The 25211-nt window shown below is 70.7% G+C and carries 27 protein-coding genes and 1 riboswitch; of the genes, 13 read left to right on the top strand and 14 right to left on the bottom strand.

Annotated elements, in window-relative coordinates:
- Positions 1-24 precede the first annotated feature (24 nt).
- Both R9Z33_RS01765 and R9Z33_RS01760 read right to left on the bottom strand, forming a co-directional pair.
- Positions 25-909: a lipid A biosynthesis lauroyl acyltransferase gene (locus R9Z33_RS01765; RefSeq protein ID WP_404830639.1), complete on the bottom strand. Its 885-nt coding sequence runs from the start codon at positions 907-909 to the stop codon at positions 25-27.
- Positions 906-1928 carry a zinc-binding dehydrogenase gene (locus R9Z33_RS01760; protein ID WP_318649584.1) on the bottom strand — a complete coding sequence of 341 codons (1023 nt, stop codon included), beginning with the start codon at positions 1926-1928 and terminating at the stop codon, positions 906-908. Before R9Z33_RS01760 ends, R9Z33_RS01765 begins: the two co-directional genes overlap by 4 nt.
- 121 nt (positions 1929-2049) lie before the next feature.
- On the opposite strand from R9Z33_RS01760, the gene cobT reads away from it, so the two are divergent.
- From cobT to cobO, 4 genes are read left to right on the top strand one after another with little or no spacing between them, the layout of a single operon-like run.
- The gene (cobT, locus tag R9Z33_RS01755; RefSeq protein ID WP_318649583.1) at positions 2050-3060 is read left to right on the top strand and encodes a nicotinate-nucleotide--dimethylbenzimidazole phosphoribosyltransferase; all 1011 of its coding nucleotides are present in this window, start codon (positions 2050-2052) and stop codon (positions 3058-3060) included.
- Positions 3057-3815, top strand: a complete 759-nt coding sequence (locus tag R9Z33_RS01750; RefSeq protein WP_318649582.1) for an adenosylcobinamide-GDP ribazoletransferase — start codon at positions 3057-3059, stop codon at positions 3813-3815. Before cobT ends, R9Z33_RS01750 begins: the two co-directional genes overlap by 4 nt.
- On the top strand, positions 3806-4318 hold the full coding sequence (locus R9Z33_RS01745) for a histidine phosphatase family protein (protein ID WP_318649581.1): 513 nt from the start codon (positions 3806-3808) through the stop codon (positions 4316-4318). The genes R9Z33_RS01750 and R9Z33_RS01745 overlap by 10 nt, the downstream gene beginning before the upstream one ends.
- 18 nt (positions 4319-4336) lie before the next feature.
- Positions 4337-4939: a cob(I)yrinic acid a,c-diamide adenosyltransferase gene (gene cobO / locus R9Z33_RS01740; protein WP_318649580.1), complete on the top strand. Its 603-nt coding sequence runs from the start codon at positions 4337-4339 to the stop codon at positions 4937-4939.
- A gap of 14 nt (positions 4940-4953) precedes the next feature.
- Here cobO and R9Z33_RS01735 read toward each other — a convergent pair whose 3' ends face one another.
- From R9Z33_RS01735 to R9Z33_RS01715, 5 genes are all read right to left on the bottom strand, one after another.
- Positions 4954-5931: an energy transducer TonB gene (locus R9Z33_RS01735; protein ID WP_318649579.1), complete on the bottom strand. Its 978-nt coding sequence runs from the start codon at positions 5929-5931 to the stop codon at positions 4954-4956.
- A complete protein-coding gene (locus R9Z33_RS01730; RefSeq protein ID WP_318649578.1) occupies positions 5928-6815 on the bottom strand; it encodes a cation diffusion facilitator family transporter in 888 nt (295 codons plus the stop codon). Before R9Z33_RS01730 ends, R9Z33_RS01735 begins: the two co-directional genes overlap by 4 nt.
- A gap of 100 nt (positions 6816-6915) precedes the next feature.
- Positions 6916-7845: a hypothetical protein gene (locus tag R9Z33_RS01725; RefSeq protein ID WP_318649577.1), complete on the bottom strand. Its 930-nt coding sequence runs from the start codon at positions 7843-7845 to the stop codon at positions 6916-6918.
- A gap of 2 nt (positions 7846-7847) precedes the next feature.
- A complete protein-coding gene (metH, locus tag R9Z33_RS01720; protein WP_318649576.1) occupies positions 7848-11345 on the bottom strand; it encodes a methionine synthase in 3498 nt (1165 codons plus the stop codon).
- Positions 11346-11362: 17 nt separating this feature from the next.
- Positions 11363-12301, bottom strand: coding sequence for an ArsR/SmtB family transcription factor (locus R9Z33_RS01715; RefSeq protein WP_318649574.1), 939 nt, complete (start codon positions 12299-12301; stop codon positions 11363-11365).
- A gap of 52 nt (positions 12302-12353) precedes the next feature.
- Between R9Z33_RS01715 and R9Z33_RS01710 the strand changes: the two genes are divergently transcribed.
- The 6 genes from R9Z33_RS01710 (at position 12354) to R9Z33_RS01685 (ending at position 17759) form a co-directional block, all read left to right on the top strand.
- Positions 12354-12710 (top strand): hypothetical protein, encoded by a 357-nt coding sequence (locus R9Z33_RS01710; protein ID WP_318649573.1) that lies wholly within the window; start codon positions 12354-12356, stop codon positions 12708-12710.
- A gap of 69 nt (positions 12711-12779) precedes the next feature.
- Positions 12780-13754: an MBL fold metallo-hydrolase gene (locus tag R9Z33_RS01705; RefSeq protein ID WP_318649572.1), complete on the top strand. Its 975-nt coding sequence runs from the start codon at positions 12780-12782 to the stop codon at positions 13752-13754.
- 1 nt (position 13755) lies between these two features.
- Entirely contained in the window at positions 13756-15351 is a 1596-nt protein-coding gene (locus tag R9Z33_RS01700) for an FAD-dependent oxidoreductase (RefSeq protein ID WP_318649571.1), read from the top strand.
- Complete coding sequence (locus R9Z33_RS01695) at positions 15348-15551, top strand: DUF2783 domain-containing protein (protein WP_318649570.1); 204 nt, start codon at positions 15348-15350, stop codon at positions 15549-15551. Before R9Z33_RS01700 ends, R9Z33_RS01695 begins: the two co-directional genes overlap by 4 nt.
- Before the next feature lie 7 nt (positions 15552-15558).
- Positions 15559-16725 carry a M20 aminoacylase family protein gene (locus tag R9Z33_RS01690; protein ID WP_318649569.1) on the top strand — a complete coding sequence of 389 codons (1167 nt, stop codon included), beginning with the start codon at positions 15559-15561 and terminating at the stop codon, positions 16723-16725.
- Positions 16726-16793: 68 nt separating this feature from the next.
- Complete coding sequence (locus tag R9Z33_RS01685) at positions 16794-17759, top strand: Bug family tripartite tricarboxylate transporter substrate binding protein (protein WP_318649567.1); 966 nt, start codon at positions 16794-16796, stop codon at positions 17757-17759.
- Positions 17760-17816: 57 nt separating this feature from the next.
- Here the strand turns inward: R9Z33_RS01685 and R9Z33_RS01680 are convergent, their stop codons facing one another.
- The 6 genes from R9Z33_RS01680 to aroQ form a co-directional block, all read right to left on the bottom strand.
- The gene (locus R9Z33_RS01680) at positions 17817-18236 is read right to left on the bottom strand and encodes a phasin family protein (protein WP_318649566.1); all 420 of its coding nucleotides are present in this window, start codon (positions 18234-18236) and stop codon (positions 17817-17819) included.
- Between the two features lie 101 nt (positions 18237-18337).
- Positions 18338-18976, bottom strand: a complete 639-nt coding sequence (locus tag R9Z33_RS01675) for a TetR family transcriptional regulator (protein WP_318649565.1) — start codon at positions 18974-18976, stop codon at positions 18338-18340.
- 43 nt (positions 18977-19019) lie between these two features.
- Positions 19020-19985 carry a Bug family tripartite tricarboxylate transporter substrate binding protein gene (locus R9Z33_RS01670; RefSeq protein WP_318649563.1) on the bottom strand — a complete coding sequence of 322 codons (966 nt, stop codon included), beginning with the start codon at positions 19983-19985 and terminating at the stop codon, positions 19020-19022.
- A 60-nt stretch (positions 19986-20045) separates the two neighbouring features.
- Positions 20046-21386, bottom strand: a complete 1341-nt coding sequence (gene accC / locus R9Z33_RS01665; RefSeq protein WP_318649562.1) for an acetyl-CoA carboxylase biotin carboxylase subunit — start codon at positions 21384-21386, stop codon at positions 20046-20048.
- Positions 21387-21583: 197 nt separating this feature from the next.
- Positions 21584-22093 (bottom strand): acetyl-CoA carboxylase biotin carboxyl carrier protein, encoded by a 510-nt coding sequence (accB, locus tag R9Z33_RS01660; RefSeq protein ID WP_318649560.1) that lies wholly within the window; start codon positions 22091-22093, stop codon positions 21584-21586.
- Complete coding sequence (gene aroQ / locus R9Z33_RS01655; protein ID WP_404830638.1) at positions 22090-22545, bottom strand: type II 3-dehydroquinate dehydratase; 456 nt, start codon at positions 22543-22545, stop codon at positions 22090-22092. Before aroQ ends, accB begins: the two co-directional genes overlap by 4 nt.
- A 106-nt stretch (positions 22546-22651) precedes the next feature.
- Positions 22652-22775: riboswitch (TPP riboswitch) on the top strand.
- Between the two features lie 38 nt (positions 22776-22813).
- On the opposite strand from aroQ, the gene thiS reads away from it, so the two are divergent.
- Genes thiS through R9Z33_RS01645 form a run of 3 tightly spaced genes read left to right on the top strand, consistent with a single transcriptional unit; the run spans position 22814 to position 24631 of the window.
- The gene (gene thiS, locus R9Z33_RS24830; RefSeq protein WP_450104021.1) at positions 22814-23035 is read left to right on the top strand and encodes a sulfur carrier protein ThiS; all 222 of its coding nucleotides are present in this window, start codon (positions 22814-22816) and stop codon (positions 23033-23035) included.
- Between the two features lie 3 nt (positions 23036-23038).
- On the top strand, positions 23039-23815 hold the full coding sequence (locus R9Z33_RS01650) for a thiazole synthase (protein WP_450104020.1): 777 nt from the start codon (positions 23039-23041) through the stop codon (positions 23813-23815).
- 36 nt (positions 23816-23851) lie between these two features.
- On the top strand, positions 23852-24631 hold the full coding sequence (locus R9Z33_RS01645) for an SDR family oxidoreductase (protein ID WP_318649558.1): 780 nt from the start codon (positions 23852-23854) through the stop codon (positions 24629-24631).
- Positions 24632-24637: 6 nt separating this feature from the next.
- On the opposite strand, the gene R9Z33_RS01640 is transcribed toward R9Z33_RS01645, so the two are convergent.
- Entirely contained in the window at positions 24638-24778 is a 141-nt protein-coding gene (locus tag R9Z33_RS01640) for a hypothetical protein (RefSeq protein ID WP_318649557.1), read from the bottom strand.
- Between the last annotated feature and the right edge of the window lie 433 nt (positions 24779-25211).

Below are 25211 nucleotides of genomic sequence, written 5' to 3'. Positions count from 1 at the left end.
GCGTCAGGGCCCTGACCCCGCGGGTCAGGGCCGCCAGCGGCGGTGCATCCAGAGCCACTGGCCTGGATGCTCCCGCACCCACTCCTCGATCACGCGGTTGATCATCGCCGTCGCCGCTTCGACGTCGATCTTGCCGGACGCGTCGCGCGGCAGGTCGAGCGGCGCGGTCAGGTCCAGGCGAAAGCGGTTGTTCGGCAGGCGAATCGCGCGCATGCCATGTACCGGCGCCTCGAAGCGCCGCGCCAGCCGCGCGATGAAGGGATTGGCCGCGACGGGGTGGCCGAAGAAGGGGACGCGCGGCCCGCGGCCGAAGCGCTGGTCCACCAGCATGCCGAGATTGATCCCCTCATCCACCGCCTGGGTCATGCGGATCGGCGCCGAGATGCCGGTCGGGATCAGTTCGCCCATGATGGGCTCGCGCATCTTCACGATGTCGGCCGCGATATAGGGGTTGTTCGGCGTGCGGTAGAGCAGCGCCGCGCGCTGCCCGAAGGCATGCGCGATCACCGCGGGCAATTCCCAGTTCGCCAGATGCGCGCCGAAGATCAGGACCGGCCGCCCGCCCTCGCGGATCGCGGCGAAGCGGTCCTTCGTCGCCTGTTCGGACTCCACGCGCTTGCCGTCGCCGTCATAGAGCACATCCAGATGCGGATACTCGCAGACGGTGCGACCGAGATTGGCCCAGGATTCCAGCGCGATCGCCTGGCGCTCGGCCTCGCTCTTCTCGGGGAAGGCGAGGCGGAGGTTTTCCATCGCGTGGCGATGATGCGGCAGGAAGCGTCCCACCCGCGGGGAAATCCAGGCGCCGAGATTGGAGGCGCGGTCCGGGCCCAGAAGACGCAGCAGGCCGAACACCCGGCGCGCGAGCCAGGCGACCAGCCATTCCCCGATGCGCTGCAACCGCTTCACAGCTTGATGACGATCTTCCCGTAGACGTTCCGCGCTTCAAGGCGGGCCAGGCCTTCCTCGAAGCGTTCGATGGGCAGCACGGTGTCGAGCACGGGGCGGATGCCCTGCGCCATCTTCTCCACGCCTTCCGCGATGTTGCGCAGCGTGGCGCCGAAGCTGCCCTGGATCTTCAGCTGGCGCTGGAAGATCATCATCAGGTTCGTCTCGGCCGAGACGCCGCTGGTGCTGCCGCAGGTGACAAGCCGCCCGCCCATCTTCATCGAGAGCAGCGAACCGGCCCAGGTGGCCGCACCCACATGCTCGAACACCACATCCACGCCGCGCTTGCCGGTGACGCGGCGCGCCACGCTCTCGAAGCGGTCGGTGTTGTAGTTGACCACGTGGTCCACGCCCTCGGCGCGGGCCTTGGCCGCCTTGAACTCATCGCCCACCGTGCCGATCACGGTGCAGCCGATGGCCTTGGCCATGCGCACCGCGACGGTGCCGATGCCCGAGCCCGCCGCATGCACCAGCACCGTCTCGCCCGGCTCCAGCTTCGCGTTGTCGAACAGCATGTGCTGCACGGTGGAGAAGGTGATGCCCGCGCAGGCCGCGTCCTCGACGGCGACGCCGGCCGGCACCGGCACGCATTGCCGCGCGGGGATGTTGATCAGGCCGCGTGCGAAGCCATCCACATGGAAGCCGCGGATGCCGGCGATGTTCTCACAGAGGTTGTCACGCCCGCGCAGGCACTCCTTGCAGGTGCCGCAGGTCAGCCCGCCATAGGGCACGGCGAGGCGGCCCGGGGTGAAGCCCGTCACGCCCTCGCCCAGGGCGACGATTTCGCCCACGCCCTCGGCGCCGACGCTGATGGGAAGCTCGCGCTTGGCGAAGGCCATGCCGCGCCAGCCCCAGACGTCGATGTGGTTCAGCGCCACCGCCCGCATGGCGAGCTGGACCTCGCCCGGGCCGGGCGGCGGCGGGGGCGGGATCTCGACCAGGCGGAGGTCGCGGTCGGCAAGGAGCTGGAGTGCGCGCATGGCGGGGCGGATAGCAGGGTTTCGCCAAGCGCCCAAGCTGGCCCGCCGCGGAGCGGAACGCGGGACCGCCCTGGAGCGGCATAGCTGGACAACCTGGGCGGGACCGACTTCAACGTCGCGCATGATGCCCACGCAGGAATTCGAGGCCGCGCTTCGCGCGAAGATCGACGGCAAGACCAAGCCGCTCGGCGCGCTGGGCCGGATCGAGACGCTGGCAGCGCAGATCGCCCGCGCGCAGCACAGCCTCGCGCCCCGCATGGAGAGCTGCCGGCTGATCCTCTTCGCGGCCGACCATGGCATCGCGGCGGAGGGCGTCTCGGCCTATCCGCCCGAGGTGACGCGGCAGATGGTGCTGAACTTCCTCGCCGGCGGGGCGGCGGCCAATGTCTTCGCGCGGCAGGCGGGCATGCCGGTCACGGTGGTGGATTGCGGCGTGGCCGGCCCGCCGATCACGGATGCGCGGCTGGTGGCGCGGCGCATCGGCCCCGGCACGGCCAATGCCCGGCACAGCCCGGCCATGACGCATGCCGGGCGCGACGCCGCCCTGGCCGCGGGCCGCGAACTGGCACGGGAGGGCGATTTCGACGCGCTCTGCCTGGGCGAGATGGGCATCGGCAACACCTCCGCCGCCGCGCTGCTGGCGGCGAAGCTCACCGGCCAGCCCGTGGCGGGCTTCATCGGGCGCGGCACGGGGGTGGATGCGGCCGGCCTTGCGCGCAAGCAGGCCGTGCTGGAGGCGGCGGCCGCCCGCACCGCGCCCCGGCTCGCCCCGGCCGAGGCGCTGGCCGAATATGGTGGCTTCGAGATCGCGGCGATGGCGGGCGCCATGCTGGGCGCGGCGGATGCGCGGCGCCTCGTCCTGGTGGATGGCTTCATCGCGGGTGCCGCCGCGCTGATGGCGCTTGCGCTGGAGCCGGGCCTTCGCGGCAACCTCGTCTTCGCCCATCGCTCGGCCGAGCACGGCCATGCCGCGCTGCTGGCCGCACTCGGGGCCGAACCGCTGCTCGATCTCGGGCTGCGCCTCGGCGAGGGCTCGGGCGCGCTGCTGGCCTGGCCGCTGCTGCGCGCCGCCGCGGCCATGCTGAACGAGATGGCGAGCTTCGAGAGTGCCGCGGTGAGCGGGCCCGCATGAGGGAACAGTTCGCGATCCTGCTGCTCGCCGTGCAGTTCCTCACCCGGCTGCCGGTGCCGGCCAGCGCGGGCTTCACGCCAGAGCGGCTGACGGCCTCCACGCGCTACCACCCCCTGGTGGGGGTCCTGATCGGCGCGCTGGTCGCACTGGTCTATGCGCTGGCGCTGCTGGCCTGGCCGCCGCTGGTGGCCTTGCTGCTCTCGCTCGCCGCCAGCCTGCTGCTGACCGGCGCCTTCCACGAGGACGGCCTGGCCGACATGTTCGACGGCGTGGGCGGCGGGCTGACGCGCGAGCGCGCGCTGGAGATCATGAAGGACAGCCGCCTCGGCACCTACGGGACGGCAGCGCTGGTGCTGGCACTCGGCCTGAAGGTCGCGCTGCTGGCGGCGATGCCGCCCAGTGTGGTGATCCTGGCGCTCATCCTGGGGCATGGCCTCAGCCGCTTCTCCTCCGTGCTGGTCATCGCCACCAGCGCCTATGTACGGGACCACGGCACCGGAAAGCCGGTGGCCGACGGCCTGAGCCGCGAGAGCCTGGTCATCGCCACCGGCACCGCGCTGGTGCTGTGGCTCGGGCTGGCGCTCGGACTCGGCCCCGTGCCGGCGCTGCTCGGCCTGCTCGGGCTGGCGCTGGGGCATTGGGGCATCCGCCGCGTCTTCGAGCGCAAACTGGGCGGCTATACCGGGGATTGCCTGGGCGCCGTGCAGCAGGGCAGCGAGCTCGGCTTCTACCTGGGCCTGCTGGCATGGCTCTGACGCTGCTGCGGCATTTGCGGCCGGTGGTGGCTCCGGGCATCTGCTACGGTGTCACCGACCTCGATCTTGCCGAGGCGCCCGCGGCCGCGCTGGACGCGCTGCTGGCGCGGCTGCCGCCAGCCAGTGCCATCGCCACCAGCCCGCTGCGCCGCTGCCGCCTGCTGGCCGAGGCGATCGGCGAGGCGCGCGGCCTGCCCGTCCTCGCCGATCCGCGCCTGATGGAGATGGATTTCGGCGCCTGGGAAGGCGTGGCGTGGAACGACATCCCGCGTGCGGAGCTGGACGAATGGGCCGCCGATTTCCTGCATGCCCGGCCGCATGGTGGCGAGAGCGTGGCGCAGCTCCAGGCGCGCACGCGAGCGGCGCTGGTGGATCATCGCGCCCGCGCGGGACACGCGCTGCTCGTCACCCATGCCGGCGTGATCAAGGCGGCCCTCGCCACCGGCCCGCGCGCCGAGGATTGGCCGCCCGCCCTCGCCTTCGGCGAGTTCGTGACCATCTGACCGCCAAAGGAGAACACCATGCCGGATGACGAGAGCCACAAGGCGGAAATGGAGGCCCTGAAGGCCGAGCAGCGCCGCAAGATCACCGAGGCGCGGGACCCGGGCCGCGGCCTCGTCCTGGTCCACACCGGGGATGGCAAGGGCAAGTCCAGCTCGGCCTTCGGCGTGATCATCCGCGCGCTGGGCTGGGGCCACAGCGTGGGCGTGGTGCAGTTCATCAAGGGCGACTGGCCGACGGGCGAGAAGCAGTTCTTCGACAAGCTGGGCGGCCAGGTCACCTGGCGCACCATGGGCGAGGGCTTCACCTGGGACACGCAGAACCTGGCGCGCGACACGAAGACGGCCGAGGCCGCGCTCGCGGCCGCCGCGGAGATGCTGGCGAGCGGCGCGCATGACCTGGTCGTGCTGGACGAGATCAACATCGCGCTGCAATTCGGCTTCCTGACGGTGCCGGCGGTGCTGGCCGCGCTGGAGGGCCGGGCACAGCGCACCAGCGTCATCCTCACCGGGCGCAACGCGAAGCCAGAGATCATGGAGATGGCCGACCTCGTCACCGAGATGCGCGAGGTGAAGCATCCCTTCCAGGCCGGCATCAAGGCGCAGCGCGGTATCGATTTCTGACGCCGCGCGGGCGCCTATTGCAGTCGGAAATGCACCGAGGTGCGGATGGTGCCGGGCACCGGCTCGCCATCGCGCATGGCGGGACGGAAGCGCCATTCCTGCACCGCGCGCCGCGCCGCCGCATCGAGCATGGGCGAGCCTGAGCTGCGCGCCACCGTGACGGTGATGACGCGGCCATCCGTGCCGACCGCCAATTCCAGGCCGACCGTTCCCTGCTCGCCCCGCAGCCGCGCCGCCTCCGGATAGCTGGGGGCGGCGTTGTTGTAGCGCGCATCCGGGCCGGGCGGGACGACGGCGCCGGTGGCGCGGCCCACGCCTGCTGCCTGTTGCGCGGCCGGCTCCTCGCCGCCGCGCCCGGCTTCGGCCGGGGGCTGGTTGCGCGGGGCCGGCCGCGCGGGTGGTGTGGGGCGCGGGCGCGGCGGCTGTCGCGCGGGCTCGGGCCGAGGCTCCGGCGGGCGGGGTTCCGGCGGCGGGGGTTCCGGGCGCGGCGGTTCGGGCGGCGGTGGCTCCGGCGCTGGGGGAGGCGGCTCGAGCGGGGGCGGCTCCGGAGCGGGCGGCGGCGGTTCGGGCGCGGGCGGCGCCACGCTCGGCGCCTCCTGCGGCGGAGCGACGGAGAGATCGGGTGCGGGCAGCTCCAGCGGCGGCAGGCTGAAGGGCTGCGGCGGAGGTGGCGGGGCCTGGGCCAGCAAAGACGGGGGCGGGGCGACGGGCGGCGGCGGCGCGGGCGGCGGCGCCTCGGCCACCGGGGGCGGTGCCGGATCGGGCGGCGCACCGGGGGCGGCGGGCTCGTCCGGCTCGCTCACCGCCTCGGAGCTGTCCTGGTCCCAGACGATCTCCACGCCACGCTCGGGCGCGGGCTCCGTCTTGGGGGCGCGATCAATCCACCCGACCAGGGCGGCCAGGGCGGCGCCGTGCAGCAGGAGCGAAAGCAGCGCGGCGCGGGAGATGCTCGCGCCCCGCTCCGGCGCCGCCCAGCGCCCGCCCGGAGTCACAGGACCAGCACCCCGCTGTGCTTCGCCTTGGTGTCCGGCTCCACATGGATGGTGATGATGGCGCTGCCCAGCTCGGCCTTCAGCGCCGCTTCCACGCGGTCGCAGATCGCATGCGCCTCGACCACGCGCATGTCGCCGGGCACCACCAGGTGGAATTCGATGAAGGTGGAGCGGCCCGCCTGGCGGGAGCGGATGTCATGCGCCTCGATCGCGCCTTCCGCCTCGGCGGCGACCGTGGCGCGGATGCGGGCCAGCATCTGCGGCGACAGCGCCTCATCCATCAGCCCGCCCACGCTCTCGCGCACCAGCCGGGCGCCGCTGAACAGGATGTTCACGGCGGTGAGGGCGGCCAGCAGCGGATCAAGCCAGAGCAGGCCGGAGGCGAGCGCGAGGGCCACGCCCAGCAGCACGCCGATGGAGGTGACCACATCGGCCAGCAGATGCCGCGCATCGGCCAGCAGCGCAGGTGAGCGCAGGCGCTTGCCCTGCTTGAACAGCACGGCGCACCAGGCAGCGTTCACCGCCGTCGCGGTCGCCGCCACGGCGAAGGCGATGAGGCTGAGCTCGGGCGTGCGGGGCGCCTGCCAGACCTGCCAGCACTCATGCAGGATGATGAAGGCGGCGACGAGGATCAGCGCGCCTTCCAGCACGGCCGAGAAATACTCGGCCTTGTCATGGCCATAGGGGTGGTTCGCATCCGCGGGCTGGGCGGCGTAATGCACCGCCACCAGCGCGGCGGCGGCGGCGGCCACATTCACCACGCTCTCCAGCGCGTCGGCGAACAGCGCCACGCTGCCGGTCAGCCACCAGGCGACCAGCTTCATCGCCAGCACGGCGAGGGCCACGGCAACACTGCCGGCCGCCAGGGAAACGGCGCGGGTCAAGCTCTACCTCTTCGCAGCGGCGGAAGGCCCTGGTCTAGCCCATTCCCGCCAGCCCGCGAAGCATGACACTCGCATGGAAGCCCACCGGATTTCTCGCCCCTCACGGGCGGCGGGCGCGGGTGGGAACCGGGCGGGAGGTGACCTCCTCCAGCAATTGCCGGAGGTCGCGGCTCATCAGCGCGATCCGCGCCTCGGTCAGGTCCAGCATGGCGTCGCGCCGTTCCAGCTCGTCAATGGTGAGGCGCGCCTCGGGGCGGAACAGGGGATCATCCGCCTCCGCCTCCTCCAGCAGGCCGGCGCCGCGCCATTCGGCGACGATCTCCTCGGCGATGTTCGTCTCGCCCGGCGCATCGCGCCGCGTCAGGTAGCGCCAGACGATCGGGGGAAAGAGGCTGGACTGGGCCGGCTGCCGGTAGATCTCGGCCAGCAGGTTGGCGCGGGTGCGCAACATGCCGCTGCCGCTGCCGAAGAGCAGCAGGCTCGCCACCCCCGCCTCGCTCGCGCCGCCGATGATGCCGGCAGTGTCGCCCGCCGCCGTCGAGCCGGCGAGGGAGAGGCCGCCGGTCAGCGCCGCCGTGCTGGCGCCGATGAGGATGCCGGCCAGCCCGAGGTTGCGCGCGCGCCGCGCCTCGTTGCGCTGGAGCTGGCCCCGCAGCTGGTCCGCGCGCTCGCCCTCGCAGTCGATGGTGGCGAGCGTCGCCTGCACGTCGAGCAGCGCGAGCAGGACGCGGTCCGTCACCGCCTGGCGCGCCAGGATGACGGGCACGCCATTGCCCGGCCGCCGCTCGGTCTCGGCCAGCGCCTGCATGCGGCCCAGCACACCGATGGCCTCGGCGGTTTCGATCGCCTCGGCGCTGAAGCCCGCGGCCAACAGCCGCTCCGCCTCGCCCGGCGCCGGGGCCGGCAGATGCGCGACGGAAGCGCGCAGCCGGCTGGCGCAGAAGCTGTCGCCCACATCGGTAACCCGGCGCTCGCCCAGCCCGCAGCCCAGCAGCGGCAGGGCGCAGGCGAGGGCGAGGGCGGCGCGCACCCTCAGACCGAGAAGTATTTGGCGCGCGGGTGGTGCAGCACGATGGCGCTGGTGCTCTGCTCGGGGTGCAACTGCCATTCGTCGCTGATGTCCACGCCGATGCGCTTCGCATCCAGCAGTTCCAGCAGCGGCGCCTGGTCCTCGAGCTTGGGGCAGGCGGGATAGCCGAAGGAGTAGCGGCCGCCACGATAGCCCTGGCTCAGCATCTTCTCGATGTCACGGTCATCCTCGCCGGCGAAGCCGAGCTCGGCGCGGATGCGCTTGTGGGTGACCTCCGCCAGCGCTTCCGCCATCTCGACCGAAAGGCCGTGCAGGTAGAGGTAGTCCTGGTAGCGGTTGTCCTCGAACCACTCGCGCGCCATGTCGGAGGCCTTCTGGCCCACGGTGACGACCTGCAGGCCAATCACGTCGCGCTCGGCATCATCCACGTCGCGCACGAAATCGGCGATGCAGTCGCCATCCTCCTTGGGCTGGCGCGGCATGTTGAAGCGCGCGACCTCGGTCGTGCCATCCTCGGCGAAGAGGATCAGGTCATTGCCCTGGCCCGCGCATTTCCAGTAGCCGTAGATGGCCTGCGGCTTGAGGATATTCTGCTCCTGCGTCAGCGCCAGCATGCGCTTCAGCACGGGGCGCAGCTCCTGCTTCGCCCAGCCCAGGAAATCCTCCAGGCTGCGGCCGGCTTTCCGGAAGCCCCACTGGAACTGGTAGAGGCTGCGCTCGTTGATGAAGGGCACCAGCGCCTTGGGGTCGGTCTCGATGATCTTGGCACCCCAGAAGGGCGGCACGGGGGTCGGCAGGCCGGCCGTCTCGCGCCGGCGGCGCTTCTGGGCATAGGCCACGTCCACCGGCGCGAAGCCGCGCGGATCGGCGGTGCCGAGGGTGCGCTTCTCGTTGCGCGACTTGCCGGCGCGCTTGGCCTGGATGGCGCCGAGATAGCCCTCGAAGTCGTTGCCCATCACCTTGTCCATCAGGTGCAGGCCGTCGAAGGCGTCGCGCGCATAGACGACCTTGCCGCAGGCATAGGCCTGGACGCAGTCCTCCTCGACATAGTTGCGGGTCAGCGCCGCGCCGCCGAGCAGCACCGGGATGTCGATGCCCTGGCGGGACATCTCCTCCAGGTTCTCGCGCATCACCACGGTGGACTTCACCAGCAGGCCGGACATGCCGATGGCGTTGGCCTTGTGCTCCTTCGCGGCGGCGACGATGTCGTTCAACGGCACCTTGATGCCGAGGTTCACGACCTTGTAGCCGTTGTTCGTCAGGATGATGTCCACCAGGTTCTTGCCGATGTCGTGCACGTCGCCACGCACGGTGCCGAGCACGATGGTGCCCTTCTCCTGACCTTCGACGCGCTCCATGAAGGGCTCGAGATAGGCGACGGCGGCCTTCATCGTCTCCGCGCTCTGCAGCACGAAGGGCAGCTGCATCTTGCCGGCGCCGAACAGGTCGCCCACCACCTTCATGCCGTCCAGCAGCACGTCGTTGATGATGTCGAGCGGCTTCATGCCCTCGGCCATGGCGGCGGCGAGTTCGTCGTCGAGGCCCTTGCGGTCGCCATCCACGATGCGGTCCTTGAGGCGGCCCTGGACGGTCGCGGCCTTGACCTTCGCCACATTGTCCGCCGCCTTCCGGCCGGAGAACATCTCCAGCACCTTCTGCAGCGGGTCATAGCCTTCCTCGCGGCGGTCGAAGATGAGGTCTTCCATGACCTTCACCTCCTCGGCCGGGATCTTGTGCAGCGGCTTGATCTTGCTGACGTGCACGATGGCGCCCGTCATGCCCGCCTTCACGGCGTGGTCCAGGAACACCGAATTCAGCACATGGCGCGCTGCCGGGTTCAGGCCGAAGGAGATGTTGGAGAGGCCCAGGATGATCTGGATATCCGGGAACTTGTCCCGGATCATGCGGATGCCCTCCAGCGTCCACTGGCCGAGCTTGCGGTCATCCTCGTTGCCCGTCGCGATCGTGAAGGTCAGCGGGTCGATCATCAGGTCGGACTGCGGCAGGCCATACTTGTTGCAGGCGAAATCCACCAGGCGCTCGGCGATGCGGAGCTTGTCCTCGGCGGTCTTCGCCATGCCCACTTCGTCAATCGTCAGCGCGATGACCGCCGCGCCGAACTTCTTGGCGAGCTTCATGCGGTCATGCGCCGCACCCTCGCCTTCCTCGAAATTGATCGAGTTGATGATGGGCTTGCCGCCATGCAGCTTGAGCGAGGCCTCGATGACATTGGTCTCGGTGCTGTCGATGACGAGCGGGCTGTTCACGCTGGCGGTGAAGCGCGTGATCACCTCGCTCATCTCGCGCATTTCGTCGCGGCCGACGAAGGCGGTGCAGATGTCGAGGCTGTTGGAGCCCTCCGCCACCTGCTCGCGGCCGATGGCGAGGCAGCTGTCCCAGTCATTGGCCTCCTGCGCGATGCGCCAGGCCTTGGACCCATTGGCGTTGCAACGCTCCCCGATGGAGAAATAGGAATTCTCCTGCCGCAGCGCCGTCGCCGAATAGAGCGAGGCGACGGAGGGCACCCAATGGAACTTGCGGCGCACCGGCGTGGGCCGGTGCTTGTCGCCGCCCAGGCGGCGCAGCATCGCGTCCTGGGCTGCGATATGGGGCGTGGAGGTGCCGCAGCAGCCGCCGATCAGGTTGAAGCCGTCCTCGACCACGAAGCGCTCCATCCAGACCGCCATCTCCTCGGCGCCCAGCGGGTAATGCGTCTTGCCATCCACCAGCTCCGGCAGGCCGGCATTGGGCTGCACGCTGAGCAGGCCGGGCCAGTTCTGGCTGAGCCAGCGCAGATGCTCCGCCATCTCCTGCGGGCCGGAGGCGCAGTTGAGGCCCAGCAGCGGCACGTCCAGCGAATGCACGACGGCCGCGGCGGCGGCGATGTCGGGGCCGACCAGCAGCGTGCCAGTGGTCTCCACCGTCACCTGCACGAAGATGGGGATGTCGCTCTTGGTCTTGGCCTTGGCGATCTTCGCCGCGTTCACGGCGGCCTTGATGTAGAGCGTGTCCTGGTTCGTCTCGGTCAGGATCGCGTCGCAGCCGCCCGCGATCAGGCCGAGGCACTGTTCGGTCAGCGCCTCTTCCAGCGCGTCATAGGTGATGTGGCCGAGGCTCGGCAGCTTGGTGCCAGGCCCGATGTCGCCCACCACCCAGCGGTGGCGGCCATCGGCGAAGCTCTCCGCCGCCTCGCGCGCCAGCTCCACGCCGAGCTTGTTGATCTCGAAGGCGCGGCTGCCAAGCTCGAATTCCTCGAGCGTGATCGGGCTGCCGCCGAAGGTGTTGGTCAGCACCATGTCGGCGCCCGCTTCGAAATAGCCGCGATGGATCTCGCGGATCAGTTCGGGGCGGGAGAGGCTCAGCACCTCGGTGCAGTTCTCCTTGTCCCAGAAGTCCTTGACGATATCGAGCGTCAGCGCCTGGACGCGGCTGCCCATCCCGCCGTCGCAGAGCAGGACGCGGTCGCGCAGGGCATCAAGGAGGTGCGGGCGAGAGGCCATGGTGATTCTTCTTCAGGTCAGGCGTGGGTGAGGGCGTCGGCGGGCAGTTTTTCGGCGCGCCAGACGCGAACGGGAAGCCGGCCGGGAATGTCGGCCCGGGCGGCGAGCGCGCAGCCGGCCTGGCCGAGCCAGCCGGCGAGTTCGGAATCATCGAAGCCCGGCCAGCGATGGGCGAAGCGGGCCAGCACCTCGGCGGCGCCGTGCGAGGCGAGGTCGGCCAGCAGGAGCGTGCCGCCGGGACGCAGCACGCGCGCCGCCTCGGCCAGCGCGGCGGCGGGGTCTTCCGCGTAGTGCAGCACCATCTGCAGCGTGACGGCATCGAAGCTGCGGTCCGCCAGCGGGAGGCGATACATGTCGGCCTGGCGGACGGTGCAGGATTCCGCGAGGCCGCGCTCGGAAAGGCGGGCGCGGGCGAGGGCCAGCATCTCGCGGCTCGCATCCACGCCCAGCGCGCGGCGGGTGCGCGGGGCCAGCACCTCCAGCAGGCGGCCGGTGCCGGTGCCGATGTCGAGCAGCGCCTCGATCCGGTCGGGGAGGGCATCGAGCAGCGCGGCCTCGATGGCGGCGGCGTCGAGGTCGAGCGCGCGCAGTTCGTCCCAGTCCATCCCCTCGCGCTGGAAGGCGTCGGAGGCCGCGCGGGCGCGTTCGGCGGCGATGCGCGCGGCCTGGCGGCGATCGGCCTGCAGCACCGGCTCCTCCTCCGGCAGGCGGGCGAGGATGACGCGCACCAGCTCGGCCTGGGCGGGCACCTGGAAATAGACGTTGGAGCCCTCGGGCAGGCGCTCAAGCAGCCCGGCCTCGGTCAGCAGCTTCAGGTGGCGGGAAAGGCGCGGCTGGGACTGGCCCAGCACGGCGCAAAGCTCCGTCACGCAGAAGGCGCCACGGGCGCAAAGCGCCAGCAGCCGGAGCCGGGTGGGCTCGGCCGTCGCGCGCAGCTGGGAGAGGAGCGTGTCCATGGGGTTGCAAATGGCATAAAGATATCCTTATGTCTACCCTATGGCTTGGTCTTTGGACGCCCGAATCCCCATTTCCATCCTGCCCGAACCCAGCGCGCTGACCGCGGCGCTGGCGGGCGGCAAGCCGGCCGCGCTCGTCACCCTGGCGCCGCCCGGGCCCTTGCCGGCGGGCGCCGTCTCCGCCGTCTCCTTCGAGGCGGGGGTGACGGCCCACGCCGTCGCCTGCGCCTGCTGCCAGGGCCGCAGCCCCGCCGCCCAGGCGCTGGACCGGCTGTTCCAGGCCCGCGTGCGCGGCCAGTCCGGCTGGTTCGACCGCGTCCTGGTGCTGGACGAGGACGGCGCGGGCGCGGCGGTGCGCACGGCGCTCGCCGAGGATGCACTGGCCGCCGCCCGCTTCCGCCTGGTCTGAGGGGCAGCGCCCCGGCCAGAATGGGGTTATAGTGGGGGCCGACGCCAAAGCGAGAAGGGCCGCCATTCCATGAGCTTCGCCTCCACGCAGGACCTGGCCGACAAGCACGTCTCCTTCGACGAGCTCGGCCCCGGCCTCTATGCCTATACCGCCGAGGGCGACCCCAATTCCGGCGTCATCGTGGGACCGGACGGTGTGGTGGTGGTGGATGCGCAGGCCACGCCGATCATGGCCGCCGATGTGCAGGCACGGATCGCCACCGTGACACCCCTGCCCGTGAAGCAGGTGGTCCTCTCGCATTATCACGCGGTGCGCGTGCTGGGTGCCTCGGGCTATCCGGCGCATTCCATCATCTGCTCGGACGCGACGCGCGACCTCATCGTCGAGCGCGGCGCGCAGGACAGGGACAGCGAGATCGGCCGCTTCCCACGCCTCTTCCGCGGGCGGGAGAGCATCCCCGGCCTCACCTGGCCGACGCAGAGCTTCCACCGGAAGATGTCGCTCTGGCTCGGCGAGCGCGAGGCGCGGATCATCCATATCGGCCGCAGCCACACATCGGGCGACACGGTGGTCTGGATGCCGAAGGAGAAGGTCCTCTTCGCCGGTGACACGGTGGAGTTCGGCGCGACCCCCTATTGCGGCGACGCGCATTTCGCCGACTGGCCCGCCACCATCGCCGCCATCCGCGAACTGGGGCCCGAGAAGCTCGTCCCTGGCCGCGGTGCCGCGCTGCTGACCAAGGCCGACGTGGCCCAGGCGCTGCACGAGACGGAGAGCTTCACCAGTGACCTCTTCGGCCTCGCAAAGCAGGCGGTGGCGAAGGGCTGGAACCTGACGCAGCTCTATGCCGAGGCGATGGGCGTGATGCGACCGAAATACGGGCATTGGGTGATCTTCGAGCATTGCATGCCCTTCAATGTCAGCCGCGCCTTCGACGAGGCGAGCGGCATCACCCATCCGCGCATCTGGACCGCCGAGCGCGACCTCGAGATGTGGCGCGCGGTCGAGGGCGCGTCGCCCATGAAGTCCGCCGAAGTGCACTGACTTGCCGACGACATATACGCAGCCGCGCTACGCCTTCCGCCCGCATCCGGGCAGTGAGGAACGGGCGCCCATCGTCATAGCGGGCGCCGGTCTGGTCGGACTGACCGCCGCGCTCGACCTCGCGCGGCGCGGGCTGCGCGTGGTGGTGGTGGATGAGGATGACACGGTGAGCTTCGGCAGCCGCGCCATCTGCTTTGCCAAGCGCAGTCTGGAGATCTTCGCGCGGCTCGGCCTTGGTGAGAAGTTCCTGGAGAAGGGCATCACCTGGAACCAGGGCCGCGTCTTCTTCCAGTCGCGCGAGGCCTATAGCTTCAACCTGCTGCCGGAGGACGGCCACGAATTCCCGGCCTTCGTGAACCTGCAGCAGTATTACGCCGAGCAATGGCTGGTGGAGGCCTGCGAGGGCACGGGCCTCGTGGATCTGCGCTGGAAGTCGCGTGTCACCGGGATCGAGAACCGGACGGATGGCGCGCGCCTCGCCATCGAGACGCCGGCCGGTTCCTACACGCTGCACGCCGACTGGCTGCTGGCCGCCGATGGCGCGCGCAGCTTCATCCGCGAGACGCTGGGCCTCGCCTTCACCGGGCAGGTGTTCCGCGACCGCTTCCTCATCGCCGATGTGGTGATGAACGCCCCCTTCCCGACCGAGCGCTGGTTCTGGTTCGATCCGCCCTTCCATCCCGGCCAGTCGGTGCTGCTGCACAAGCAGCCGGACGATGTCTGGCGCATTGATTTCCAGCTCGGCTGGGACGCCGATCCGGAGCGCGAGAAGGACCCCGAGCGGGTGCGCCAGCGCGTGACGCAGATGCTGGGCCCCGACGTGCCCTTCGACCTCGAATGGGTCAGCGTCTACACCTTCCGCTGCCGCCGTATGGAGCGCTTCCGCCATGGCCGGATCTTCTTCCTCGGCGACGCCGCGCACCAGGTGAGCCCCTTCGGCGCGCGCGGCGGCAATGGCGGCGTGCAGGATGCCGACAACCTATGCTGGAAGCTCGCCGCTGTGCTGCGCGGCGAAGCGCCCGAGGCGCTGCTCGACAGCTACGACGCTGAGCGCATCCCGGCTGCGGATGAGAACATCCTGAACTCCACCCGCAGCACGGATTTCATCACGCCGAAGAACGCCGCCGCGCGCGCCTTCCGCGACGCTGTGCTGGAACTGGCGGAGGATTGGGCGCTGGCCCGTCCGCTGGTGAATTCCGGCCGCCTCTCGCGCCCCTCGACGCTCTGGAACAGCCCGCTGAACGGCCCGGACGAAGCGCCGGGGCAGGCCCCGCCCGGCACGCCCGCGCCCGATGCGCCCGTGCTGCGCGGCGAGACGCGCGACTGGCTGCTGCGCCAGATCGGCGCTGATGGCGGGTTCACGCTGCTGGCGCGCGAGGTGACGCCCGTGCCCCTGCCCGGCATCACGACGCTCGTGCTCACCGACACGCCGCGCCCCGGCACGCTGCTGGACCATTCGGGCCTTGTCGCCGCGCGCTACGGCCTCAGCCCCGGTGAATGCGTGCTGCTGCGGCCCGACCAGCATGTCGCCGCGCGCTTCACCACCGCGGCCCCCGGGCCCATCCTCGCCGCCCGTGACAAGGCTCTTGGACGATGACGCAGCTCCGCACCGCCCCCCGCCTCACCGAACCCGACGAATTCTACGCCGCGCTGATGGAGGCGCATCGCGCACTGGATGACGCGGCCTCGCGCAAGCTCGACGCCAAGCTCATCCTGCTGCTGGCCAATCACATCGGCGACATGACGGTGCTGCGCCAGGCGCTGGCGATTGCCCAAGGCGGCAAGCCGGAGGAATAATGCACGCATGAGCACACCGACCGAGATCATCGCCCAGTGGCAGGATGAGTTCACCGCCATCCGCCGCGACATCCACGCGCATCCCGAGCTCGGGCTGGAGGAGCATCGCACCGCCGATCTCGTCGCCCGCAAGCTCACGGAGATGGGCATCGAGGTGCATCGCGGCGTGGGCGTCACCGGCGTGGTCGGCGTGATCCGCAACGGCAACGGGCAAGGCCGGATCGGCCTGCGCGCCGACATGGACGCACTGGCGATGACCGAGGCCAACGGCTTCGCCCATGCCAGCACCATCCCCGGCAAGATGCACGCCTGCGGGCATGACGGGCACACCACCATGCTGCTCGCCGCCGCGAAATATCTGCAGACGACCAAGCGCTTCGACGGCGCCATCCACCTGATCTTCCAGCCGGGCGAGGAAGGCGCGGGCGGCGCGCTCGCCATGCTCGAGGACGGCCTGTTCGAGCGCTTCCCCTGCGACGCCGTCTTCGGCTTGCACAACCGGCCGGGGATGCCCGTGGGCCACTACGGCATCCGCCCCGGCCCGATGATGGCGGGCGTCGCCTTCTACGACATCCAGGTCACCGGCAAGGGCGGCCACGGCGCGCGGCCCGAGACGACGAACGACCCCGTGGTGATGGGGGCCGCCATCGTCCAGGCGCTGCAATCCGTGGTGGCCCGCAACGTGCCGGCGGCCGAGCGCGCGGTGCTCAGCGTGACCCGCTTCGATGCCGGCAACGCCTACAACGTGATCCCGAACGAGGTGCGCCTCGGCGGCACCGTGCGTGCCTTCAGCAACGAGATCATGAAGCTGGTCGAGGACCGGATGCGCGCCATCAGCGAGGGCGTGGCCACCGGCCTGGGCGGCTCCGCCGTGCTGGACTTCCGGGTGATCACGACGCCGCTGGTGAACGACGCGATGGAGGCGGTGGCGCTGGGCGATGCCGCCGCATCCCTGGTGGGCGAGGGCCATGTGAAGCGCGAATTCCCGGCCGTGATGGGCGGCGAGGATTTCGCCTACATGCTGGAGAAATGCCCTGGCGCCTACATCGTCACCGGCAATGGCGACAGCGCCGAGGTGCATAATCCGCGCTTCGACTTCAACGACGCCGCCATCCCCCATGGCGCGGGCGTGCTGGCCGCCGTGGTCGAGGCGAAGCTGAAGCGCGTCGAATAGACGGACGATTGACCGGCGCCTTCGCCGGCTGCCACTCTGGTCCGGACAAATCCAGATCGGAGCCGCGCATGTCCCCTCTCGGTCGTCGCACTGTCCTCGCGCTGGCGGGGGCCGCCCTGGCCGCCCCGGCGCTGGCCTATCCCGAACGCCCGCTGCGGATCGTGATCGGCGGCCCGCCGGGCGGGCTGAACGACATCGTGGCGCGCGCCATGGCCCAGCCGCTGGCCGCGCTGCTGGGGCAATCCGTCGTGGTCGAGAACCGGCCCGGCGCGGGGGCCAGCATCGGCGCCACCTTCGCCGCCCGCGCGGCGCCCGATGGCTACACGCTCTGGATGGGCATCGTGGACACGCAGGCCATCCTGCCGACCTCCATGCGCAACCTGGCCTATGATCCCGACCGGGATTTCGCGCCCATCACCTTCATCTGCAACGCGCCCTTCGCCATGGCGGTCGGCCCCTCCAAGCCGGCGATCGGCAGTTTCGAGGCGCTGATGGCCGCGGCGGCGGTGCGGCCGGAGGCGATCTCCTTCTCCTCCTGGGGCGTGGCCTCGACGCCGCATCTCGCCATGCAGCGCATCATCCTGCCGCGCCGGATCGAGATGCTGCACGTCCCCTTCGCCGGGGCGGCGCCGGCCTTGCAGGCGGTGGTGGCGGGGCAAGTGGATTGCACCGTGCTGCCCGCAGGCGGCGTGGCGCAGATGGCCCAGGTGGGGCGCGTGCGGCCCCTGGCGGTGCTGGCGAAGCAGCGCGTCGCCCTGCTGCCCGAGGTGCCGACTCTGCTCGAACTGGGCGGCGAGCTCGATGCCGGCCTTTGGCTCGCCCTCTATGCGCCGAGCGCGACGCCCGCGCCGATCATCACCCGGCTGAACGCCGCCGCGCATGAGGCGATGCGCACGCCCGCCTTCGTCGAGACGCTGCGCCAGCAAGGCGCGGTGCCCGAGCCCTCGACGCCGGAGGAGTTGGGCGCGCTCGGCCGCCGTGAGCGGCAGGCCTGGGCGCAGGTGGTGCGCGCCACGGGCGCCTTCCTCGATTGAGTCGGGCCGGATCGGGCCCGCACGCCGGCGGGCCGCGATCCGGGATCATCCCCGGCTTCAGGTCTTCACCAGTTCCTTCACCTCTTCCAGCGCCTCGGCGAAGCGGCGGTTCAGCACGCCCACGGCCTCGCCATTGGACTTCTGGATGAGCTCGGCGATCTCCTGCATGTTCGCCACCGCGCGCTCATAGGCCGTGCGCATCAGTTCGGCCTGCTGCGCGGCCTTGGCGTTGGGCGAGGCTTCGGCGGCACCGAGGCTCTGGATGGCCTGCGTCATCTCCGCCATCACCTGCTGGATGATTTCCATGTTGCGGCGGCCCACGGCCTGGGCACCCTCCATGGCGAGCTTGTTCGCGGTGGTCAGCGCCTCGAGGTTGCGCTTCTGCGCGTCGGCGAAGGCCTGGAAATCCGGCAGGCCCGGCATCTTCATCGAGGTGAAGGCGCGCATCATGTCTTCGGGGTTGAAGCTGTTCGTCATGGCGTGAGTCTCCGCGCCCCCGCCCCGCAACCGGCCCCAGCGACCCGTTGTTCCGGCGGGAAACCGCCTCTTCGACTCCTAGACGCCCGGGGGCAAGCCGGTCAAATGACTTCGTCGGCCGATTCGGGGTCGGTTTCGGCCACCGGCTCCGCCTCGGCCGCCGCTTCCCTGGGCGCCATGCCGAACCAGCGCGCCGCGCGGTCCGCCTGGTCCAGGGCGCGGTCCAGCGCGGCCATGGTGGCGGAGAGGTCCTCGCTCTCATCCTTCTCCCAGGCGCGCAGGGCCGCGAGCCAGACGCCCACCAATCCCTGCACGCGCAGCAGCCCCCGCGGGCCCGCCGCGTCCAGCCCGGCCGCCTCCAGCATCCAGGCCATGGAGCTCGCGTTGCGCGGCGCGAACCACAGCGCCAGCAGCGGCGCGCGCGGCAGGTCGCGCAGCAGGCGCACCACGCCGGCGCGGTCCGGCTGGAGGGCATCGAGGCGGCGCATCAGCACGTCGAACAGCCGGTCGCGCGGCGTGCTGCCGAGGTCCTCGATCGTCCCCTCCAGCACCGCCGCATCCACGGCGCGCTGATGCGCGGCCAGGATGTGGAGCGGGGTGGCGAAGTGGCGGCGCAGCTCGGCCAGGGGCAGGCCGGCCTCGGCCGCGACGGCGCGCAGCGTCAGCCCATGCCAGCCGCTGCCGGCCAGGACGCGCCAGAAGGCGCCGAGGATCGCTTGGTCGGGGGCGGGTGTGATCATGCCCGCAAGATTGGCCCGCGGGCGTCCGGGCGCAAGCGGGGACTCAGTCCGCCGTGATGTTCCCGGCCGCGATCACCGCCCGCCAGCGCTCCAGCTCGCTCCGCACCAGCGCGGTATAGCCGGCCGGCCCCTCCGCGCCTGGCCGGACGCCGATGGGCGTGAAGCGCTCCACCACCGCCGGATCGGCCAGGGCGTGCGCGATCTCGGCATCCCAGCGGGCGATGATTTCGGGCGGCAGGCCGGCCGGCGCCGAGAAACCGAACCAGTTGCTCGCCACCACCTGGGGGAAGCCCTGCTCGGCGAAGGTCGGCACATCGGCGAACGAGGCCGGGCGCGTCGCCTCGCTGCTGGCCAGCGCACGCAGCCGCCCACCGCGCAGATGCGGCAGCGCGATGGGCAGGCTCTCCATGATGGCCGGGATCTGGCCGCTGATCGTGTCGGTCAGTGCGGGGGCCGAGCCGCGATAGGGCACATGCGTCAGGTCCACCCCGGCAGCGCGCGCGAGCAATTGCCCGATCAGGTGGTTCAGCGTGCCATTGCCGCCCGAGCCGTAGGAGACCGGCCGCTGCCGCGCCACGGCGAGGAATTCCGCGAGGTTCCGCGCGGGGAAATCCAGGTTCACCGCCAGCACCGAGGGGAAGGTGCCGATCAGCCGGATGTGGGTGAAATCCCGCAGCGCGTCATAGGGCGGATTGCGATAGAGCACCGGCCCGATGCCGTGCGAGGCGGCGGAGGAGATCATCACCAGGAAGCGGTCGCCCGGCGCCTTGGCCAGGATGTCCGCCCCCAGGGCACCACCCGCGCCCGGCCGGTTCTCCACCACCACCGGCTGGCCGAGCCGTGTGCTCACCACGGGCGCGAGGATGCGCGACAGGGTGTCGGCCGCGCCGCCCGGCGGGAAGTTCACGACCCAGCGGATGGGGCGGTCGGGCCAGGGCGCCTGGGCCAGCGCGGGCGTGGCGAGCGCGCCCGCGCCGATCAGCGCTGCGCGGCGGGAGAGAGCTTGCATGCGGGGCCTCCTGTGCCCCTGGAACGTCACCGGGATCAGCCGGGCATGCAAGGAGAGCCTTCAGCCCCGCGCGACGAAGCGCTCCAGCCAATGGATGGTGTAGTCGCCCGACTGGAACTCGGCATCTGCCATGATGCGTCGGTGCAGCGGCAGCGTGGTCTTGATGCCGTCCACCACCATCTCGTCCAGTGCGCGCTGCATGCGCGCGATGGCCTGCGGGCGGGTCGGCGCATGCACGATGAGCTTCGCCACCAGGCTGTCGTAATGCGGCGGCACGGCGTAGCCGGAGTAGAGCGCGCTATCCACGCGCACGCCGAGGCCACCCGGCGCGTGATAGGTGTTCACCCGGCCGGGCGAGGGCGCGAAGCTCTCGGGATCTTCCGCGGTCACGCGGCACTCGATGGCGTGGCCGCTGAACTGCACATCCTCCTGCGCGTAGCCCAGCTTCTCACCGGCCGCGATGCGGATCTGCTCGCGCACCAGATCCACGCCGCAGACCATCTCCGTCACCGGATGCTCCACCTGCAGGCGGGTGTTCATCTCGATGAAGGCGAACTGCCCATCCTGGTAGAGGAATTCCAGCGTGCCGGCATTGCGGTAGCCGAGCTGCCGGAGGCCCGCCGTCACCTGCGCGCCCAGCGCGTCACGCTCGGCCGCGGTCAGCACGGGCGAGCCCGCCTCCTCCACCAGCTTCTGGTGGCGGCGCTGGAGCGAGCAGTCGCGCTCGCCGAAATGCACGACGTTGCCATGCGTGTCGGCGAGGACCTGCAGCTCGATATGGCGCGGCCGGTCGAGGTATTTCTCCATGTAGACCGCGTCATTGCCGAAGGCGGCCTTGGCCTCGGTGCGGGCGACCTGCCACGCCTCCTCCAGCTCCTCCGCCGAATGCGCGACCTTCATGCCGCGCCCGCCGCCGCCCGCCGCCGCCTTGATCAGCACGGGATACTTGATGCGATCGGCGATCTCGCGCGCTTCCTCGAAGCTCTCCAGCGCGCCGGGCGAGCCGGGGACCAGCGGCACGTTGAGCTTCCGCATCGCGTCCTTGGCCGCGATCTTATCGCCCATCATGTGGATGTGGTCCGCCGTCGGGCCGATGAAGGTGAGGCCATGCGCCTCCACCATCTCCGCGAAGCGGGCATTCTCCGAGAGGAAGCCGTAGCCCGGGTGGATCGCATCCGCGCCGGTGATCGCCGCCGCCGAGAGGATGGCCGCGACATTCAGATAGCTGTCGCGCGCCAGCGGCGGGCCGATGCACACGCTCTCATCGGCGAGGCGCACATGCATGGCCGAGGCATCGGCGGTGCTGTGCACGGCGACGGTGCGGATGCCCATCTCCTGGCAGGCGCGATGCACGCGCAGCGCGATTTCGCCGCGATTGGCGATGAGGATTTTCTTGAGCATGGATTTATGCCCTCAGGCGCCGGGCGCCGGCTCCGCCGGCTTGGCTTCGCCGCGCGACGGGCGCGCTGGGCCAAGCATCCGGTTGGGCGGCGCCGGCCGCATTGCGGCCGGATTCTGGGAAAACGGGTGCGGCCCGGTCATGGCCCGCACCCGGCACGAATGGTCCTGGAAACGCGCGCATGCGCGGGGGCATCGCCCTATTCCACCAGCACCAGCGGCTCGCCGTATTCCACGGGCGTGCCGGCTTCCACCAGGATGCGCGTGACCGTGCCGGCGCGGCTGGTCTTGATCTGGTTGAAGGTCTTCATCGCCTCGATCAGCAGCACGGTCTGCCCCGCGCTGACCTTGGCGCCGACCGTGATGAAGGGCGCGGCCCCCGGCTCGGGCGAGAGATAGGCCACACCCACCATGGGCGAGGTGATCAGGCCCGGATGCTTGGGGTCGATCGCCTCGGGGTCGGCAGCGGGCACGGCCGGGGCCGGCGCCGCCTGCGCGGGCGCGCCCATCGGCATCGGCATCTGCATGGGCATCGGCATGGAGGGCGCCGCGTAATACTGCGCGGGCGCCACCGGCGCGGGCGGGATGATCCGCGCGACCCGGATGCGCGATTCCTTCTCGGAGAGCTCGATCTCGGTCAGGTCCGTCTCGCGGAGGATTTCGGCGAGCTTGCGGATCGCCTCCGCATCGAACTGAATGCCGCTGGTCATGCGTCGTCATCCTCGTTTCCGCCGACGAGATTGGCCATGGCCTGCAGCGCCAGGGCATAGCCCGCGACGCCCAGGCCGGCGATCACGCCGGTGGCGGCCTTGGAGACCAGGCTGTGCTGCCGGAACTCCTCGCGCCGGTGAATATTGGTGATATGGACCTCGATCACCGGCAGCCCGACGGCCAGCAGCGCGTCCAGGATGGCGACCGAGGTGGTGGTGTAGCCGGCCGGGTTGATCACGATGCCCGCGGCGCGGCCGCGGCATTCCTGAATCCAGGAGACCAGCTCCCCTTCCGTGTTGGACTGCCGGAAATCAATCGCGAGCCCGAGCTCCTCCGCCGCCTCGGCGCAGAGATTCTCCACATCGTCGAGCGTCGCCGTGCCGTATTTCTCCGGCTCGCGCGTGCCCAGCATGTTGAGGTTCGGGCCGTTGAAGACGGCGATGAGGTTCATGGCGGTTCGGTCAAACAGGGAATGGATTGGCGGGGCTAGCATGGGGCATGCGGCAGCGGCAAGCGCGGCCCGGTCATTGACCCCGGGGCCGCGCGGAACCAGATTGCCCTGGACCAAGGGGAGCCCCGCCCGGAAACACCAAAGGTCGGGGCTGAGAGTCCGCGCGGCAGCGGTGACCCTTCGAACCTGATCCGGGTCATGCCGGCGAAGGGATGGGCACCCGTTCCCCTCCCACGCCGGCCTGGCCCCCCTGGCGGGAGAGCGTGCGATGTCCGAGCTGGCTGAACGCCTGAAGCTCACCGTGAACGGCGAGGCGCGCAGCGTGCCGGCCGGCCTGACCGTGGCGGATCTGCTGGCGGAAATCGGCCTCGCCGCGCGCAAGGTCGCCGTCGAGCGCAACCTCGAGATCGTGCCGCGTTCCCAATACGCGACGACGGCGCTGGCCGATGGCGACGCCATCGAGATCGTCCATTTCATCGGGGGTGGCTGAGAATTGACCGAAGACAGCTGGGAAGTCGCCGGGCGCCGCTTCACCTCGCGCCTCATCGTCGGCACGGGGCGCTACAAGTCGCTCGAGGAGACGCGGGACAGCATCGCGGCCAGCGGCGCCGAGATCGTCACCGTCGCCGTCCGCCGGGTGAATCTGAGCGACCCCTCGGCGCCGATGCTGCAGGATTTCGTGCCGCCGGACCGTTACACTTACTTACCCAACACCGCCGGCTGCTTCACCGCACAGGACGCCGTCCGCACGCTGCGCTTGGCTCGCGAGGCGGGCGGCTGGAACCTGGTGAAGCTGGAGGTGCTGGGCCCGCCGCCCTTCCTCTACCCCGACATGGCCGCGACCTTCGAGGCGGCCGCGGCGTTGATCGCCGATGGCTTCGAGGTGATGGTCTATTGCGCCGATGACCCCGTGGCCGCGAAGCGACTGGAGGAGATGGGCTGCGTCGCCATCATGCCGCTGGGCGCGCCCATCGGCTCGGGCATGGGCGTCGTGAATCCTTACATGATCCGCGCCATCAAGGCGGCGGCCAAGGTGCCGGTCCTGGTGGATGCCGGCATCGGCACGGCGAGCGAGGCGGCCTTCGCCATGGAGCTCGGCTGCGACGCGGTGCTGCTGAACAGCGCCATCGCCCACGCGCAGGATCCGGTGAAGATGGCGGTGGCGATGAAGCACGCCGTCATCGCCGGCCGCGCCGCGCACCTCGCGGGCCGCATGCCGCGCGACTACAAGGCCGATGCCTCCAGCCCCATGACGGGGCTGATCCGCTGAGATAGCCTCATCCCCCTGAACCCAGGGGGAAACATCATGGATCTCGGCATCAAGGGCCGCACCGCCGTCGTCTGCGCGGCCTCCAAGGGGCTTGGGCGCGGCTGCGCCTTTGCCCTCGCGCGCGAGGGCGTCTCGCTCGTCATCTCCGCGCGGGGCGGCGAGGCGCTGGAAGCCACGGCCGCCGCCATCCGCGCCGAGACCGGCATCTCCGTCACCACCGTGCAGGGCGATGTGACGACCGAGGCCGGGCGCACCGCCCTCTTCGCCGCCTGCCCCGAGCCCGACATCCTCATCACCAATGCCGGCGGGCCGCCGCAGGGCGAGTTCTCGCAATTCGAGTTGGAGGATTGGCGCCGCGCCGTGGAGGCCAACATGCTGACGCCGATCGCGCTGATCCGCGCCGCGCTGCCGGCCATGCAGGCGCGGCGTTTCGGCCGGATCCTGAACATCACCAGCTATTCGGTGAAGATGCCGATCGGCCGGCTGGAGCTCTCCAACGGTGCCCGCGCCGGGCTGACCGGGGCGCTGGCCTCGCTGGCGCGACGGGTGGCCGCGCACAACGTGACCATCAATCACCTGCTGCCGGGCCCCTTCGACACGGACCGCGTGCGCGGCAATTGGGAGGTGGTTGCCAAAGGCGGCGGCGCCGATGTGGCGGAGCTGGAGCGCCGGGCGGTGGCAGGCATCCCGGCTGGCCGCCTGGGCACGGCCGAGGAGTTCGGCGCCTTCGCGGCCTTCCTGTGCTCGGTCCATGCGGGCTTCACGACGGGCCAGAGCATCCTGCTCGACGGCGGCTCCTACCCGGGGACTTTGTAAAAGCCCTCAGACGCCGGGCGCGCGCTCCGCGCGCTTGGCTTCGCCGCGCGACAGGTGTGCTGGCCGTGAGGTCAGTTGGGCGGCGCCGGCCGCGTTGCGGCCGGATTCGTCGAGGCCAGCTCTCGATCCGAGTTGGGTGACGCTCACCGAATCGGCCGCCCGCCCCGATGCGCCGGGTGCAATGCTGACACGCGCCGGAAACACTCCTGCCTCCCTGGGGGAGATTCCGGCATTTTCCCGTGGCCCCCCGGGGGGCTTTCGGCGGGGTTTCCGGCGCCCCCGGGGGGAGACACGAAAAAACTTCGCCCATCCGGGATTTCCCGCTTGCATGCTGGTGCCGCTGGCCCTACATCGCGCCTCACAAGACGCAGTACGCACGTGCCTCTGGCCCCAGGCCCACGGAGCTGAGCCCCTGAATAAGGCTTGCCACCGCGGCGCAAGGTTTACGCAACGACGTCAAGCGTTCTGGCAACCCCGTGGTTCACGCCACGGTTTTTTTCTGGTCGCTGGTTCGTTCGACCGTTTCGTCAATCTGGGGCCACCCCTGATGGGGTCGGTTCCACATGTTTGTGGAGTATCG

Origin of the sequence: Sediminicoccus rosea (genome assembly GCF_033547095.1) — a bacterium.
GTDB classification, from domain to species: Bacteria; Pseudomonadota; Alphaproteobacteria; order Acetobacterales; family Acetobacteraceae; genus Roseococcus; species Roseococcus rosea.
This window is presented reverse-complemented; position numbering and strand designations above follow the sequence as displayed.

Bases quoted from the DNA above. Each gene is read 5' to 3' on its own strand.
- R9Z33_RS01760 (WP_318649584.1), bottom strand. From the start codon at position 1,928: ATGCGCGCACTCCAGCTCCTTGCCGACCGCGACCTCCGCCTGGTCGAG.
- cobT (WP_318649583.1), top strand. From the start codon at position 2,050: ATGATGCCCACGCAGGAATTCGAGGCCGCGCTTCGCGCGAAGATCGAC.
- R9Z33_RS01750 (WP_318649582.1), top strand. From the start codon at position 3,057: ATGAGGGAACAGTTCGCGATCCTGCTGCTCGCCGTGCAGTTCCTCACC.
- R9Z33_RS01745 (WP_318649581.1), top strand. From the start codon at position 3,806: ATGGCTCTGACGCTGCTGCGGCATTTGCGGCCGGTGGTGGCTCCGGGC.
- cobO (WP_318649580.1), top strand. From the start codon at position 4,337: ATGCCGGATGACGAGAGCCACAAGGCGGAAATGGAGGCCCTGAAGGCC.
- metH (WP_318649576.1), bottom strand. From the start codon at position 11,345: ATGGCCTCTCGCCCGCACCTCCTTGATGCCCTGCGCGACCGCGTCCTG.
- R9Z33_RS01715 (WP_318649574.1), bottom strand. From the start codon at position 12,301: ATGGACACGCTCCTCTCCCAGCTGCGCGCGACGGCCGAGCCCACCCGG.
- R9Z33_RS01705 (WP_318649572.1), top strand. From the start codon at position 12,780: ATGAGCTTCGCCTCCACGCAGGACCTGGCCGACAAGCACGTCTCCTTC.
- R9Z33_RS01695 (WP_318649570.1), top strand. From the start codon at position 15,348: ATGACGCAGCTCCGCACCGCCCCCCGCCTCACCGAACCCGACGAATTC.
- R9Z33_RS01690 (WP_318649569.1), top strand. From the start codon at position 15,559: ATGAGCACACCGACCGAGATCATCGCCCAGTGGCAGGATGAGTTCACC.
- R9Z33_RS01685 (WP_318649567.1), top strand. From the start codon at position 16,794: ATGTCCCCTCTCGGTCGTCGCACTGTCCTCGCGCTGGCGGGGGCCGCC.
- R9Z33_RS01680 (WP_318649566.1), bottom strand. From the start codon at position 18,236: ATGACGAACAGCTTCAACCCCGAAGACATGATGCGCGCCTTCACCTCG.
- R9Z33_RS01675 (WP_318649565.1), bottom strand. From the start codon at position 18,976: ATGATCACACCCGCCCCCGACCAAGCGATCCTCGGCGCCTTCTGGCGC.
- R9Z33_RS01670 (WP_318649563.1), bottom strand. From the start codon at position 19,985: ATGCAAGCTCTCTCCCGCCGCGCAGCGCTGATCGGCGCGGGCGCGCTC.
- accC (WP_318649562.1), bottom strand. From the start codon at position 21,386: ATGCTCAAGAAAATCCTCATCGCCAATCGCGGCGAAATCGCGCTGCGC.
- accB (WP_318649560.1), bottom strand. From the start codon at position 22,093: ATGACCAGCGGCATTCAGTTCGATGCGGAGGCGATCCGCAAGCTCGCC.
- aroQ (WP_404830638.1), bottom strand. From the start codon at position 22,545: ATGAACCTCATCGCCGTCTTCAACGGCCCGAACCTCAACATGCTGGGC.
- thiS (WP_450104021.1), top strand. From the start codon at position 22,814: ATGTCCGAGCTGGCTGAACGCCTGAAGCTCACCGTGAACGGCGAGGCG.
- R9Z33_RS01645 (WP_318649558.1), top strand. From the start codon at position 23,852: ATGGATCTCGGCATCAAGGGCCGCACCGCCGTCGTCTGCGCGGCCTCC.